This is a genomic window from Mycobacterium sp. (assembly GCF_052145595.1).
GTDB lineage: Bacteria > Actinomycetota > Actinomycetes > Mycobacteriales > Mycobacteriaceae > Mycobacterium.
In genome coordinates, this window is the sequence record NZ_JBKQOI010000254.1 from 55983 (window position 1) to 70830 (window position 14848).

Here is a 14848-nt window from a genome sequence, read left to right on the forward strand (position 1 = left end):
CAGCGATGGCACTCGGCACGAGTGAAGCGGCGGCCGTTCCCAACAGCCGCTACGACGCCGACCGCCTGCTGGCCGGGTACCAGACCGCGCGGGCCCAACAATCACTCTTCGATCTGCGGAACGCCCCGGGAATCGGCTACGACGAATTCGTCGACCGCGATGGAAACGTGCGGCCGGCGTGGTCGGAGCTGGCCGACGCCGTCGCGCAGCGCGGCAGGGCCGGGCTGGACCGGCTGCGCTCGGTGGTGGACGGCCTGATCGACAACGACGGCATCACCTACACCGAGGTCGATGCCGGCCGCGACGGCGGTCACGGCCTGGAGCCCCGGCCCTGGAGCCTGGACGCCCTGCCCATCGTGCTTTCCGCGGCCGACTGGGAAGGGCTGGAGGCCGGGCTGGTGCAGCGGTCGCGTCTGCTCGACGCGGTGCTCGCGGATCTGTACGGGCCCCGCAGCCTGCTCACCGAAGGCCTGCTTCCGCCGGAACTGGTGTTCGCTCACCCCGGGTACGTGCGGGCCGCCAGTGGCATCGAAGTGCCCGGGCACCACCAGCTTTTCATGCACGCCTGCGACCTCAGCCGGTTGCGGGACGGCAGCTTTCACGTCAACGCGGACTGGACGCAGGCGCCTTCGGGCGCCGGCTACGCGCTGGCCGACCGACGCGTTGTCGCCCACTCGATCCCAGACCTTTACGAAAGGATAGCGCCGCGACCGACGACACCGTTCGCGCAGACGCTGCGGCTGGCGCTGATCGACGCGGCACCCGACGTGGCCCAAGACCCGGTGGTGGTGGTGCTCAGCCCGGGGATCTACTCGGAGACCGCCTTCGATCAGGCCTATCTGGCCACCCTGCTGGGCTTCCCGCTGGTGGAAAGCGCGGATCTGGTGGTGCGCGAGGGCAAGCTGTGGATGCGCTCGCTGGGAACGCTGAAGCGCGTAGACGTGGTTCTTCGCCGCGTCGATGCGGAATACACGGACCCACTGGATCTGCGCGCCGGTTCCCGGCTCGGTGTGGTCGGTTTGGTGGAGGCGCAACACCGCGGGACGGTAACCGTCGTCAACACGCTGGGCAGCGGCATCCTGGAAAGCCCCGGGCTGCTGCGTTTCCTGCCCGAGCTGGCCGAGCGCTTACTCGGTGAAGCCCTGCTGCTGCATACCGCGCCGGTGTACTGGGGCGGCTACGCCAGCGAACGCTCGCATCTGCTGGCCAACCTGTCGTCGCTGTTGGTCAAGTCCACCGTCGGCGGGAAAACCCTTGTCGGGCCGACGCTTTCGGCCGGGCAGCTGGCCGAATTGGCCGCCCGCATCGAGAGCATGCCGTGGCAGTGGGTCGGCCAGGAGCTGCCCCAGTTCTCGTCGGCGCCCACCGACCACGCCGGCGTGCTGTCGTCGGCCGGAGTCGGCATGCGGTTGTTCACGGTTGCCCAGCGTAGCGGCTACGCGCCGATGATCGGCGGCGTCGGTTACGTGCTGGCGCCCGGACACGCCGCGTACACGCTGAAAACCGTTGCGGCAAAAGATGTCTGGGTGCGGCCGACGGCGCGTGCGCGAGCCGAGACGATCACGCTCCCGTCGTTGGAGCCGACCGTGGAGGTGCCGGCGAAGACCGCCGCGGGCACCTGGGGGGTCAGCTCGCCGCGTGTGCTGTCCGAACTGTTCTGGATGGGACGCTACGGCGAGCGCGCGGAGGGCATGGCCCGGTTGCTGATCGTCGCCCGCGACCGCTTCCACGTCTACCGGCACCATCAGGACACCGAAGAAAGCGAGTGCGTGCCCGTGCTGATGGCCGCGCTGGGCCGAATCACCGGGACCGGCACCGGAGCCGATAGCGACGGCGTCGATGATCCGGCCGAGATGATCGCCGTCGCCCCCTCGACGCTGTGGTCGATGACCGTGGACCCGGACCGGCCCGGATCCCTTGTCGAGTCGGTGGACGGGCTGGCACTGGCCGCCAGGGCGGTGCGCGACCAATTGTCCAACGACACCTGGATGGTGCTGGCCGGGGTGGAGCGCGCGATCGCGCTCAGCCGTGAACCGCCGGACTCGCTGGCCGAGGCCGACGCCCTGCTCGCGTCGGCCCAGGCGCAGACGTTGGCCGGCATGCTGACGCTGTCGGGCGTGGCCGGCGAGTCGATGGTGCGTGACGTGGGCTGGACGATGATGGACATCGGCAAACGCATCGAACGCGGCCTGTGGCTGACCGCGCTGCTGCGGGCCACGCTGACCACCGTCCGCGGCGCCGCCGCCGAGCAGACGATCATCGAGTCAACGCTGGTGGCGTGCGAGTCGTCGGTCAGCTACCGGCGCCGGACCGTGGGCAAGGTCAGCGTCGCGGCCGTGGCCGAGCTGATGCTCTTCGACGCGAAGAACCCGCGTTCGTTGCTGTACCAGCTGGAGCGGCTGCGGGCCGACCTCAAGGACCTGCCCGGCTCGTCTGGCTCGTCGCGTCCGGAGCGGTTGGTGGACGAGATCAATACGCTGCTGCGCCGGTCCCATCCCGACGAGCTGGAAGAGGTTTCCGCCGATGGGCGCCGCGCGCAGCTGGCGGAACTGCTCGACGCGACACACGCCGAACTGCGCGATCTGGCCGAGGCCATCACCGCAACGCAGTTGGCCTTGCCCGGCGGCATGCAGCCGCTGTGGGGCCCCGACGAACGGCGGGTAATGCCCGCCTAACCCGCTACAGGGGCGGTCACCTCGTCGATGACGGTGTGGATGAACTGCATCTTGTCCAGCACCGCCACCGGCAGCACGAAGGGATAGAGGTCGTCGTGGCCCATCGAACGGTTCACCATATTCAGCGACCACGACAACGGCAGCCACATCTCGATGATGGTGGCAAAGGCGCTGGGGCCCAACACCGGGCGGTCAAACGTCGCCGACGCCGATGCCAGCCCGCACCACGCCGAGGTGTCCAGGGCGTCGCGGATGTGCAGGTAGTGGGCGAAGGTCTCGGCCCAGTCCTCGGCGGCGTGCATGGTCGCATACGAGGACACGAAGCGTTCCTTCCAACCCTCGGGCGCGCCGTCGCGGTAGTGCCGGTCGAGTGCCTCCTGGTAGTCCGTGTCTGGATCGCCGAACAGCTCGTTGAACCGGGTCAGGTAGTCGCTTGACGGGGTGATCAGCCGGTAGAAGTAGTAATGCCCGACCTCGTGCCGGAAGTGCCCGAGCAAGGTCCGGTACGGCTCGTCCATTTCGACCCGCAACTGCTCGCGGTGCACGTCGTCGCCCTCGGCCAAATCCAGTGTGATCACGCCGTCCTCGTGGCCGGTGAGCACCTTCTCGTGCGCACTGGACAGCAGGCGGAATCCCAACCCGTAGTCCGGGTCCAGATCACGCCCTACGATCGGCAACTTCAGCTCGTTCAGCTCGGCTATCAACCGGCGCTTGGCCGCCTCGGCGCGGGCGAAGGCGCCCAGGCCCTCGGTGTCGGTATCGCTGGGCCGTTCCAGAGTCAGCGCGCACGACGCGCACAGTCCGCCGGGCTGATTCCTGGAGACCAGCCAATTGCATTCCGCGAGATGCAGATTGGCGCACAGTTGATAGTCGTGGGCATCCACCGCGCCGGCGTGCTCGCCGCCGTCGCCCTCGGCGATCACCAGCAGGGCCATCTGGTCGAGGGAAAACCCCAGCGCGCTGCCGCACGACAGGCACGCCGAGTTCTCGAACGTCAGACGCTGACCGCAGTTGGGGCAGTGGAAATCACGCATGCAGCACATCACCCTCGAAGGGCACCACGTCGACGGCGACGTCGATCACGCTGCGCTCGGAGTTGGTGTAGATGATGCCGCGCAGCGGCGGCACGTCGGCGTAGTCGCGGCCGCGCCCCACGATGATGTAGCGCTCGTCGACCAGCTGGTCGTTGGTGGGATCGAGCCCCAGCCACTCGAGCTGGCCGGGCTCCTGGGGAGTCCACACTCCCGCCCAGGCATGGGTGGCGTCGATGCCGATCATTCGATCCTTTCCCGGTGGCGGGTTGGTGGCCAGATAACCCGACACGTAGCTGGCCGCCAGACCGTTGGCTCGCAGGCAGGCGATCGCCAGCCTTGCAAAGTCTTGACATACCCCCTCCCGGGCCGCCAGAACCTCACTTACTCCGGTGGAAATCGTCGTCGACCCCGAGCGGTAGGTGAAGTCGGTGAAAATCCGCGACGCCAGGTCGCGCAGCACGTCGACCAACCGACGTCCCGGCGCGAAGCTGGGGGCCGCGTATTCGCGGACCTCGTCGGTGATCTCCGGTGGATTCAAATCCAGGGTGAATTCGGTCGCGAGCGCTCCCGGGCGTCCGGCCGGGCGCGCAGCCTCCCACGGCTGCACCGCGGGCCCGCTGGCATACCGCCCGGGCGGCGGCGGATACACGTCGACGATGGAGTCGCTGGTGACCGTCAGGGCCTGGTGCGGCTCGGTGACGTGGAAATAGGAGCTGATGTTGCCGTAGCTGTCGCGGCTGGTGGAGCTGTCGCTGGGGGTCGGCTCGACGATCAGCCGGTGCGCGATACAGCGCTGCCGCTGCGAGTCCCGGGGCGTGAGGAAACCGCGACCATAAGAGCTGGTCACAATGTCGGAGTAGCGGTACTCGGTGCGGTGAGTGACACGATGGCGGCGGGCATCAGCTTCCGACAAGAGCCACCTCCTCGTGTCCGGACCCGACGGGCTGATCTCACCACAAACCGGCCGATCCGGCGCACAATTGAGACGTGGCCACGTGGAACGACGTCGCCCGTATCGTTGGTGAGCTGGCGCTCACCTCGGAGTCGTCACCGCACGATTGGCGGGTCGGCAAGAAAATGCTGGCATGGGAGCGGCCACTGCGTCCGTCGGACCGCGAAGCACTGACGCGAAGTGGGGTGGAGCCGCCCGACGGCGACATCCTCGGTGTCCGGGTGTCCGACGAGGGCGTCAAGCTCGCGCTGATCGCAGACGAGCCGAGGGTCTATTTCACCACCCCACATTTCGACGGCTACCCGGCGGTGCTGGTCAAACTGGCCGAGATCGAAGCTCGCGACCTCGAGGAGCTGATCACCGAGGCCTGGCTGACGCAGGCGCCGAAAAAACTCGTCCAGGAGTTCCTGGCCGAATCGCTGTGAGCCCAGCGGAGCCATTCATTGGCGCAGTTCGATCACCCGTTGCAGGTCGTCGACGCAGGCCCGGGCGACGTCGGCCAGCACCACCTCGGTTCTCTCGCGGGCGTCCGATTCCAGCATCGAAGCGTGGCGCCGCGCGGCGGCGGTGTATGCGGACGCCCCGGCGGGATCCGAGTCGGCGAGGGCCGTCGCCGCCGCGAGGTCGATCAGCACGGCCTGCACGGGCTGCGGAAGCCGGTGGCTGCGGCCGTCGACGACGGGTGCGACGGCACGAGCCAGTTCCAGCACCGAGCCGGCGAGCAGGGCCACGTGCACGGCCTGGTGATCGGCGGCCGCCACGGAGTCGCGCATCCCCCATCGGCGCGGCGAAATCCGCACCGCCTGACGGGCGGTGGCGCGGGCCTGGATGAGTCCGCCCAGCTGCTCGTGCACCCGATCGACGGCCGACAGCGGCCAGTCGGGCGGGGGCACTCGACGTCCGGCGGCGATTTCCGAGGTGCGCGACAGGACACGTTGCAGGACTCCCAGCACCCCGACGCGCGCCCTGCGCAGCACCTTCAGCGGGTCAGCCGGGAACAGCAAGACGGCGAACACGATGGCCAGGCAACCGCCGATGAGGGCGTCGTAGATGCATTCCCACCCGACGCCGCTGCGGTACAGCGCCAGCACCAGGATCGATGACACGACGGTCTGGTTGGCGAACATCATCCCTTGCCCGATGAAGCCCTGCCCGATCAACACCGCAATCGAAAGCGCGATCAGGGTGGCGACGGCGATGGGGACGGCCCCGGGCCCGATCAACCCCTGCACCGCGGTGCCGATCCCGATCCCCAGCGTCACACCGATCATCATCTGGATGGCGCGTTGCGCGCGTAACACGTTGCTGATCGACAGGCACACCGCTGCGGCGATCGGCGCGAAGAACGGCTGGGGATGACCGAGCACGTTGTGGGCGAGGTACCAGGCCAGGCCCGCGGCGACCGAGGTCTGCACCAGGTTGGACGACCGGCCCCGTAACCGTTTAACCGCCCCTTTTGAAGCCGCAAGCGCGGCGGCGTACGCCCGGGATGGCGCCGTCCGCCGCGAAGTGCTCATAGAGAGCTAGGCCGGTTGCAGCTCGAACAGCGGAATCACCCGGCTGGTCTTGGACTGATACTCGGCGAAGCCCGGCGCCGCGGCGGCAACCGTTTCGAATAGCTGGTCGCGCTCCGCATCCGGCAGTTCGCGCGCAGTCACGTCGAACCCGTCGGTTCCGATCTCGACATGTGCCTGCGGATTGGCCCGCAAGTTGTGCACCCAGGCCGGATTGACCGGGGCACCGGCGAAGGATCCGATGATGATCAGCTTGCCGTCGATGCGGAAGTAGGCCAGCGGCGACACCCGGCGCTGGCCCGACTTGGCGCCCGTCGTGGTCAGCAGCAGCAGGTCGGCACCGGCGAACTGGCCGCCGACCTTGCCGTCGTTGGCGCGGAACTCCTCGATGATGCTGTTGTTGAAGGCGTTGACGGTTGCGGCGTCGGGGAACTGTTCGGTCATGCCTGGTCAACCGGCTTGGGTCGGGCGTCTATTCCGGACTCCTTGCGCTGCTGAGCGGTGATAGGCGCGGGTGCGTCGGTGAGCGGGTCGACGCCGCCGCCGGTCTTGGGGAACGCGATCACCTCGCGGATCGAGTCCATCCCGGCCATCAGCGCGGTGATCCGGTCCCAGCCGAACGCGATCCCGCCGTGCGGAGGCGCGCCAAACATGAACGCCTCCAACAGGAATCCGAACTTCTCTTCCGCCTCGGCCTTGTCCAGACCCATCACCGCGAACACCCGCTCCTGGATGTCGCGGCGGTGGATACGAATCGATCCGCCGCCGATCTCGTGGCCGTTGCACACGATGTCGTAGGCGTCGGCCAGCACGCTGCCGGGATCGGCGTCGACCACATCCTCGTACTCCGGCTTGGGCGAGGTGAACGCGTGATGCACCGCCGTCCACACCCCCGACCCGACCGCCACGTCACCGGCCGCCGTCGCGTCCTCGGCGGGCTCGAACAGCGGCGGGTCGACCACCCAGACGAACGCCCACTCGTCGGAGATCAGGTTGAGCCGCTTGGCGATCTCGCCGCGGGCCGCGCCCAGCAGGGCCCGCGACGGCTTCGCCGGGCCCGCCGAGAAGAAGATGCAGTCCCCGGGCTTGGCCCCGACGTGGGCGGCCAGACCGTCGCGTTCGCGCTCGGTCAGGTTCTTGGCCACCGGACCACCCAGCTCGCCGTCCTCGCCGACCAGCACGTAGGCCAGTCCGCGGTGCCCGCGCTGTTTGGCCCACTCCTGCCAGCCGTCCAGGGTGCGCCGCGGCTGCGAGGCCCCGCCGGGCATCACCACCGCACCGACATACGGTGCCTGGAAGACGCGAAATGTGGTGTCGGAGAATAACTCTGTGCACTCGACGAGCTCCACCCCGAACCGCATGTCGGGCTTGTCCGAGCCGAACCGTCGCATGGCGTCGGCGTAGCTGATCCGCGGCATCGGCGTCGGGATCCGGTAGCCGATCAGCGCCCACAGCGCGGTCAGGATCTCCTCGGAGATCGCGATGATGTCCTCGGCGTCGACGAAGCTCATCTCCATGTCGAGCTGGGTGAACTCGGGCTGGCGGTCGGCTCGGAAATCCTCGTCGCGGTAGCAGCGCGCGATCTGGTAGTAGCGCTCCATCCCGGCCACCATCAGCAGCTGCTTGAACAGCTGCGGGCTCTGCGGCAGCGCATAGAAAAAACCCGGATGCAGCCGGGCCGGCACCAGGAAATCGCGTGCCCCTTCCGGCGTCGAGCGGGTGATCGTCGGCGTCTCGATCTCGACGAAGTCGTGCCGCGCCAGCACCGCACGCGCGGCGGCATTCACCTTGGAGCGCAACCGCATTGCCGCGGCCGGGCCGTCGCGCCGCAGGTCGAGGTAGCGGTACTTCAACCGCAGCTCCTCGCCCGCGGGCTCGTCCAGCTGGAACGGCAGTGCCGCACTCTCGCCGAGCACCGTCAGCGACGTGGCGTTGACCTCGATCTCACCCGTGGCGATCTCCGGGTTGGTGTTGCCCTCCGGGCGGATCTCGACGACACCGGAGACCGCGACGCAGAACTCGGCGCGCAGCCGGTGCGCTTGGGCCAGCACGTCGGGCGCCCGGAACACCACCTGTGCGATTCCGGACGCATCCCGCAGATCGATGAAGATGACGCCACCGTGGTCGCGGCGGCGAGCCACCCAACCGGCCAGCGTCACCTGCTGGCCGGCGTCGCGATTCCGGAGCGCACCAGCGGCGTGGCTGCGCAGCACAAACACTCCCTTTCACCCGGCTTGAACGAGTGACCAGTCTAAAGGAGGTAATTTCGGTCCTATCGCTACCACGAACATCGCACTGGTCGGTCCCGGCGCCGTCGGCACGACGGTCGCCGCGCTGCTGTACAAGGCCGGCCACTCGGTGTTGGTGTGCGGCCACACACCCCGCGACAGCATCGAACTGCGGCCCGACGGCGCGGATCCGATCGTGGTGCCCGGTCCGGTGCACACCGATCCCAGTCAGGTGACCGGCCCGGTCGACCTGCTGATCCTGGCTGTCAAGGCCACCCAGAACGACGACGCGGCCGGCTGGTTGGCCCGCCTGTGCGCCGAGCACACCATCGTGCTTGTGCTGCAAAACGGTGTTGAGCAAGTCGAGCAGGTCCAGCCGCACTGCCCCTCGTCGCCCGTTGTCCCGGGGATCGTCTGGTACGGCGCCGAGACCCAGCCCGAAGGGTGGGTCCGGTTGCGCAGCGAAGCCGCGCTGGTGCTGCCCGGTGGGCCCTCCGCGGAGACCGTCGCCGAGCTGCTGCGCGGCGCCGGCTGCCAAGTGGAGTGCGACCCCGACTTCATCAGCGCGGCCTGGCGCAAGCTGCTCGTCAACGCGCTGGCCGGATTCATGGCGCTGTCCGGGCGGCGGTCCGGAATGTTCCGCAGAGACGACGTCGCCCCGCTGTCGCGCCGCTACGTCGCCGAATGCCTGGCCGTCGCGCGGGCCGAGGGTGCCCGGCTGCGTGACGACATCGTCGACGAGTTGGTCGACCTGTTCCGCAGCGCCCCGGAAGACATGGGCACCTCGATGCTGTTCGACCGGGAAAGCCACCGGCGGCTGGAATGGGACATCCGCAACGGGGTGATCATCCGCAAGGCCGCTGCCCACAACCTGGCGACGCCGATCAGCGACGTCGTGGTGCCGCTGCTGGCCGCGGCCAGCGACGGGCCCGGCTAGATTTAGCGTCATGCACCCCTGCGAGCGCGTCGACCTCGACTTCATCGACAACGCGCCATTCGTATTCCGCAACAGTGTCGACCTGGCCATCACGCCCGAGCAGCTGTTCGAGGTGCTTGCCGACGCCGAGGCCTGGCCGCGCTGGGCCTCGGTCATCACCAAGGTCACCTGGACCAGTCCCGAGCCGCGCGGTGTCGGCACCACCCGCACCGTCGAAATGCGCGGACGCATCGCCGGCAACGAAGAGTACCTGGCCTGGGAACCGTTCACCCACATGGCATTCCGGTTCAACGAATGCTCGACGCGCTCCGTGGCGGCCTTCGCCGAAGACTACCGAGTCGAGGTCATCCCGGGCGGCTGCCGGCTGACCTGGACCATGGCGCAGAAACCCGCAGGCCCGGCGCGGCTGGCGATGTTTGTGGTTGGGCCGCTGCTGAATCTGGGTCTCCGCCGGTTTCTGGGCAACCTGCGCAACTACACCAACACCAGGTTCGCCACCACCGGGCAGCGCTAGGCTTGTTCCGCCCGGGTTACCAGCCCGACAGGATTCCGTGTCAGCTTTCGGGAGCGTGCAATGACCTTCAACGAGGGTATGCAGATCGACACCAGCACCGCATCGGCGTCCGGCGGTGGGGGCGGGCTGATCGCCCTCGGGGGCGGCATCGGCGGACTGTTGATCCTTTTGGTGGCGATGTTCCTCGGCGTCGATCCGGGCGGCGTGGTCAGTCAGCAGCCGATGGACACCCGCGAAGACGTAGCGCCCGGTTTCGACCTCAGCCAATGCAGAACCGGGGCCGACGCCAACAGGTACGTGCAGTGCCGCGTGGTGGCCACCGGCAACTCCGTGGACGCGGTGTGGCATCAGCTGATGCGGAACTACACCCGCCCTCATGTGCGGCTGTTCACCGGTTCGGTGAGCACCGGCTGTGGACCCGCTACCACCGCAGTGGGGCCGTTCTACTGCCCGTTGGACCAGACGGCGTATTTCGACACCGACTTCTTCAAGGAGCTGGTCGATAGGTTCGGTTCCAGCGGTGGACCATTCGCACAGGAGTACGTGGTCGCGCACGAATACGGCCATCACGTGCAGCAGCTGCAGGGCATCCTGGGCCGCTCCCAGCAGGGTGCGCAGGGCGCCGGAGGTAACGGCGTGCGCACGGAGCTACAGGCGGACTGCTACGCGGGCATCTGGGCGCACTACGCGTCGACCGTCAAGCAGGAGAGCACCGGCGTGCCTTACCTGCAGCCGTTGAGCGACAAGGATATTTCCGACGCGCTATCAGCCGCGGCTTCGGTGGGCGATGACCGCATCCAGAAGGAAACGACCGGACGGGTCAACCCCGAGTCGTGGTCGCACGGTTCGTCGGAACAACGGCAGAAGTGGTTCACCATCGGGTACCAGACCGGTGACCCGAATCAGTGCGACACCTTCGCCTCCACCAACCTCGGCTGACTACCAGGGCCGCGTCGAGCACGTCACGCCGGTGGTGGCGTTTTGTGTCACCACCACTTGGCCGTCCACGGCGATCTGGCACTGAATTTGGGGAACATTCGACGAGTCGCAGTCCGGCCAATGACAACCGCCGCTGGCGTTCACGAATGCCCACTGGTTGGGGTTTGCCAATGTGGTGGTGTACACCAGCGGCTGCCCGGGGGTAAACGCCGTCGGCACGGTGCTCAGGTACTGCGACGAGTTCGCGTCGAAGGCCGCCTGGCTGGGCGGATCGCTGTTCATGTACCGAACGTTGCCGGTCAGATTGCCGGTGGCAGTGATCGTGTAGGTCACCTGATGGCCGGGCGGGTCCGCATTCGCCGTCGCCGGCGTGACAGCCACGGCTGTGGCCACTGCAAACGCCGCGCCGGCCAGTTTCCGCACGTCCGTCATATCGAAAACGCTACCGGATTCGTTACCGACGAAACCGACGTTCACCGGTCGATATGCCGGCCGTCGCCTGGTTCGGGTATGAAGCAGGCATGAGCGACGACCCAGTCCCCGGCATCAGCCGCCGCAGGTTGTTGACGACCAGCGCCGTCTCCGCCGCCCTCGGGGCGGGCATTGGGGGTGGAGCCGCGCTGGTGTGGTCACACCCCCGCGGCCCCGAGGTTTGGTACCGGCCGGATCGCAACGGCGCGCCGCCGGTGACCGGTCTGCATCTGCAGTTCGGCAAGAACGCCGGCACCGAGGTGGTGGTGTCATGGCACACCACCCAGGCCGTCCGGAACCCGCGCGTCATGCTGGGCACACCGACAGCGGGATTCGGGCGCACCGTCGCGGCCGAAACCCGCACGTACCGGGACGCCAAGTCCAACACCGAGGTTCGCGTCAACCACGCCCGCCTGACGGATCTGACCCCGGACACCGACTACGTGTACGCCGCCGTGCATGACGGCGCGGAACCCGAACAGGGAACGGTCAGGACGGCGCCGTCGGGACGAAAACCGCTGCGCTTCACCAGCTTCGGCGACCAGTCCACTCCAACGTTGGCCAAGATGCCTGACGGTAGCTACGCCACCGACAACATCGGATCTCCCGCGGCCGGAGACACCACGCTGGCGATCGAGCGCATCGGCCCGCTGTTCAACCTGGTCAACGGCGACTTGTGCTACGCCAACCTCGCACACGACCGGATCCGCACCTGGTCGGACTGGTTCGAGAACAACACCCGGTCGGCGCGGTACCGGCCGTGGATGCCGGCGGCGGGCAACCACGAGAACGAACTGGGCAACGGGCCAATCGGTTACGGCGCCTATCAAACGTATTTCGCATTGCCGGATTCGGGATCCAGCCTTCAGATGCGCGGGCTGTGGTACTCGTTCACGGCCGGCTCGGTGCGCGTGATCAGCCTCAACAACGACGACGTGGCCTTCCAGGACGGCGGCAACTTTTACGTGCACGGCTATTCGGGCGGAGAGCAAAAGCGCTGGCTTGCGGCCGAACTCGCCGACGCGCGGCGCGACCCGGACGTCGATTGGATAGTCGTTTGCATGCACCAGACGGCGATCTCCACCGCCGACCGGACCAACGGCGCCGACCTGGGAATCCGTGAGGAATGGCTTCCGTTGTTCGACCAATATCAGGTCGATCTGGTGGTGTGCGGCCATGAACACCACTACGAACGGTCGCATCCGGTGCGCGGAACGCTGGGCACCGATACCCGAACGCCGATACCCGTGGACACCCGCAACGACCTCATCGACTCGACTCGGGGAACGGTGCACCTAGTCATCGGCGGGGGCGGCACGTCCTTGCCGTCCAACGGGATGTTCTTCCCCCAACCCCGGTGCCGCGTGTTGACCGGCGTCGGCGCATTTGATCCGTCGATCGGCCGGAAGGCGCCGATATACGTGATCGAGGATGCCCCGTGGTCGGCGTTCCGCGACCGCGACAACCCTTACGGGTTCGCCGCTTTCGACGTCGACCCGGGTCAACCTGGAGGCAACACCTCGATCAAGGCGACGCATTACGCGCTGAGCGGTCCGTTCGGCGAGGCCATCGTGGTGGACCAATTCACGCTCACCAAGCCGCGCGCCGATAAGCCCAGCTAGCTCAAAACAGAGTCGGGGCAGCGGGTTCCGACACCGCCGGCGCCGCGCCGGCCTGCGGGAACGGGCGGTGATCCCCGGCCAGCCGATACTTGGCGATCAGCGGTGCCGCCCGCTGGCGCAACGTCTCGCGGTAGCTCGGCGGCAGGTACGCGCCACGCCGATAAAGTTCGCGGTAGCGGGCGACCAGTTCGGGATGCGATCCGGCCAACCAGGACATGAACCAGCCGCGGGTCGAGCCACGCAGATGCAGGCCGAAAACCGTCACGCCGGTGGCGCCGGCCGTCGCGATCTGGCCCAGCAGCCGGTCGAGGTGCTCGATCGAGTCGGTGAGGTGCGGCAACACCGGCGCGACCATCACATGACAATCCAGGCCGGCGTCGCGAATAGCGGTGATCAGCGCCAGACGCGCCTGCGGTGCCGGCGTGCCCGGCTCGACGTCGCGGTGCAGCTCCGCATCACCGACGGCCAGCGACACCGCGACCGACACCGGGACCTGTTGCGCCGCATCAGAGATCAGCGGCAGATCCCGCCGGAGCAGTGTGCCCTTGGTCAGGATCGACAACGGCGTTCCGGATCCGGCGAGCGCGCGAATGATGCCCGGCATCAGCGCGTAGCGGCCCTCTGCACGCTGGTACGGATCGGTGTTGGTGCCCAGCGCAACCGTCTCGCGCTGCCACGACGGCCGGTGCAGCTCGTGGCGCAGCACCTCGGCGACGTTAGTCTTGACCACCACTTGGGTGTCGAAGTCCGTGCCGCAGTTGAAGTCCAGGTATTCGTGCGTGGGACGCGCGAAGCAGTAGCGGCAGCCGTGCGAGCAGCCGCGGTAGCCGTTGACCGTGTACCGAAACGGCAGCGCGGCCGCGTCGGGGATCTTGTTGAGCGCGGACTTGCACAGCACCTCATGAAACGTGATGCCCTCGAACTGCGGCGCGCGCACGCTTCGGACGAAGCCGATCCGCTGCAGCCCCGGGAGAGCGCCGTCGTCGACGGCGACGGCCTGGTTAGCCCAGCGCATGCCTCTATTCGAACAATAGTTCGATTGTAAGTCAAGTCATCCGCTAGAAGGGCGGCGGCTCCCCGTCACCGGCGGCAGCTTGCGGCTCGAATTGCCAAGTCTCCCGAGGCTTTCGGCGAGCTTCGCGTGCCATCCGGTTCTGGCGGCGTTCGGTGGCGATGCGGTGGGCCCGGTCTTGCACGCGGGTGCGGCGCCGCCTGGGCATCATCGCGGTGCGCTGACCGCAGTAGTCGGGCGGCGGGTCGACCTCGGGGGCCGGCATACCGCCGGTGGAGCTGCACAGGCCGGGAAACAGCAGCGCGCTGCCCGGGGTGGTGACGTAGGTGTGGCCCGCCGGCGAGGTCAGGATCAGTGTTCCGTCGGGCAGCTGTTGTTCGCGCCAGCCCCAGAAAGTTTTGACCAAATGATGTTACCAGCAACAAAAAGGACGTTTCTCTAAAGAGAACCCACGACACGCCGAAGCGGATGCCCGGCATCCGGGCATCGCGGGGTTTAAGGTCAGGTTTGACGTGACGGAACTAGTTTCCGTCGTTGGCGAGGGCCTTTCCCACGCGGCTGCAAATCCCGCGCGTGGCGGCGTCCAGGCCAGGAGCAAGTGCTTCTCGGGTCTCGGGTACCCAGTATCCGCATGCCCGAAGGACGCCGATTTCCAATGCCTCGATCCGATGTCGCCCGTCAGCACGCCCGTGTTGCCGCCACAGCGCGCTTCAAGCCCAATAGCCCAGAGTATGACGTCGAGAAGCGCAACTTGAAGCACCTCATGCTGCGCGAAGACATACGCCGGGCGGTCTCCACCTGGCCCCCGCTAAGCGACGAACAGTATGTATCGCTGGCCGAACTGCTGGCCGAAGCACGCAATGCGATCCGTGAATCCCGGCTGGCCGCACTGCAAGCCCTGCCCGCACTCGACGACGCAGCGGCAACAAAGTGAAAGCCGCCGCCCAGGG

At 67.6% G+C, this 14848-nt stretch carries 14 protein-coding genes and 1 pseudogene; 7 read left to right on the forward strand and 8 right to left on the reverse strand.

Features of this window, described 5'->3' with window-relative positions:
* The first annotated feature begins 5 nt into the window (after positions 1-5).
* Positions 6-2675, forward strand: coding sequence for a circularly permuted type 2 ATP-grasp protein (locus ACLP4W_RS22310; RefSeq protein ID WP_442389594.1), 2670 nt, complete (start codon positions 6-8; stop codon positions 2673-2675).
* Here ACLP4W_RS22310 and ACLP4W_RS22315 read toward each other — a convergent pair.
* On the reverse strand, positions 2672-3709 hold the full coding sequence (locus ACLP4W_RS22315) for a zinc-binding metallopeptidase family protein (protein WP_442389595.1): 1038 nt from the start codon (positions 3707-3709) through the stop codon (positions 2672-2674). The two genes, ACLP4W_RS22310 and ACLP4W_RS22315, sit on opposite strands and share 4 nt — an antisense overlap.
* Positions 3702-4622: a transglutaminase family protein gene (locus tag ACLP4W_RS22320; RefSeq protein ID WP_442389596.1), complete on the reverse strand. Its 921-nt coding sequence runs from the start codon at positions 4620-4622 to the stop codon at positions 3702-3704. Before ACLP4W_RS22320 ends, ACLP4W_RS22315 begins: the two co-directional genes overlap by 8 nt.
* Positions 4623-4696: 74 nt before the next feature.
* Here ACLP4W_RS22320 and ACLP4W_RS22325 point away from each other — a divergent pair, with 74 nt between their 5' ends.
* Positions 4697-5086 carry an MmcQ/YjbR family DNA-binding protein gene (locus tag ACLP4W_RS22325; RefSeq protein ID WP_442389597.1) on the forward strand — a complete coding sequence of 130 codons (390 nt, stop codon included), beginning with the start codon at positions 4697-4699 and terminating at the stop codon, positions 5084-5086.
* A gap of 15 nt (positions 5087-5101) precedes the next feature.
* Here ACLP4W_RS22325 and ACLP4W_RS22330 read toward each other — a convergent pair whose 3' ends face one another.
* From ACLP4W_RS22330 to aspS, 3 genes are read right to left on the reverse strand one after another with little or no spacing between them, the layout of a single operon-like run.
* Positions 5102-6178, reverse strand: a complete 1077-nt coding sequence (locus ACLP4W_RS22330; RefSeq protein ID WP_442389598.1) for an FUSC family protein — start codon at positions 6176-6178, stop codon at positions 5102-5104.
* A gap of 6 nt (positions 6179-6184) precedes the next feature.
* The gene (locus tag ACLP4W_RS22335) at positions 6185-6619 is read right to left on the reverse strand and encodes a nitroreductase family deazaflavin-dependent oxidoreductase (protein ID WP_442389599.1); all 435 of its coding nucleotides are present in this window, start codon (positions 6617-6619) and stop codon (positions 6185-6187) included.
* Complete coding sequence (gene aspS / locus ACLP4W_RS22340) at positions 6616-8394, reverse strand: aspartate--tRNA ligase (protein WP_442389600.1); 1779 nt, start codon at positions 8392-8394, stop codon at positions 6616-6618. Before aspS ends, ACLP4W_RS22335 begins: the two co-directional genes overlap by 4 nt.
* A 55-nt stretch (positions 8395-8449) precedes the next feature.
* On the opposite strand from aspS, the gene ACLP4W_RS22345 reads away from it, so the two are divergent.
* The 3 genes from ACLP4W_RS22345 to ypfJ are packed head-to-tail and all read left to right on the forward strand — an operon-like array spanning position 8450 to position 10793.
* Positions 8450-9340 carry an oxidoreductase gene (locus ACLP4W_RS22345; protein WP_442389611.1) on the forward strand — a complete coding sequence of 297 codons (891 nt, stop codon included), beginning with the start codon at positions 8450-8452 and terminating at the stop codon, positions 9338-9340.
* A 10-nt stretch (positions 9341-9350) separates the two neighbouring features.
* Positions 9351-9854 (forward strand): SRPBCC family protein, encoded by a 504-nt coding sequence (locus ACLP4W_RS22350; protein ID WP_442389601.1) that lies wholly within the window; start codon positions 9351-9353, stop codon positions 9852-9854.
* A gap of 60 nt (positions 9855-9914) precedes the next feature.
* Positions 9915-10793: a KPN_02809 family neutral zinc metallopeptidase gene (gene ypfJ / locus ACLP4W_RS22355; RefSeq protein WP_442389602.1), complete on the forward strand. Its 879-nt coding sequence runs from the start codon at positions 9915-9917 to the stop codon at positions 10791-10793.
* Here the strand turns inward: ypfJ and ACLP4W_RS22360 are convergent, their stop codons facing one another.
* The gene (locus ACLP4W_RS22360; RefSeq protein ID WP_442389603.1) at positions 10794-11225 is read right to left on the reverse strand and encodes a hypothetical protein; all 432 of its coding nucleotides are present in this window, start codon (positions 11223-11225) and stop codon (positions 10794-10796) included. It lies immediately after the preceding gene.
* Between the two features lie 89 nt (positions 11226-11314).
* Between ACLP4W_RS22360 and ACLP4W_RS22365 the strand changes: the two genes are divergently transcribed.
* On the forward strand, positions 11315-12886 hold the full coding sequence (locus ACLP4W_RS22365) for a purple acid phosphatase family protein (RefSeq protein WP_442389604.1): 1572 nt from the start codon (positions 11315-11317) through the stop codon (positions 12884-12886).
* Between the two features lies 1 nt (position 12887).
* Here the strand turns inward: ACLP4W_RS22365 and ACLP4W_RS22370 are convergent, their stop codons facing one another.
* Positions 12888-13901, reverse strand: a complete 1014-nt coding sequence (locus tag ACLP4W_RS22370; RefSeq protein ID WP_442389605.1) for an Rv2578c family radical SAM protein — start codon at positions 13899-13901, stop codon at positions 12888-12890.
* Positions 13902-13944: 43 nt separating this feature from the next.
* Positions 13945-14310: pseudogene (locus tag ACLP4W_RS22375) on the reverse strand (hypothetical protein); the annotation flags it as partial.
* Positions 14311-14553: 243 nt separating this feature from the next.
* Between ACLP4W_RS22375 and ACLP4W_RS22380 the strand changes: the two are divergent.
* Positions 14554-14832, forward strand: coding sequence for a hypothetical protein (locus ACLP4W_RS22380; protein WP_442389606.1), 279 nt, complete (start codon positions 14554-14556; stop codon positions 14830-14832).
* Positions 14833-14848: the final 16 nt, after the last annotated feature.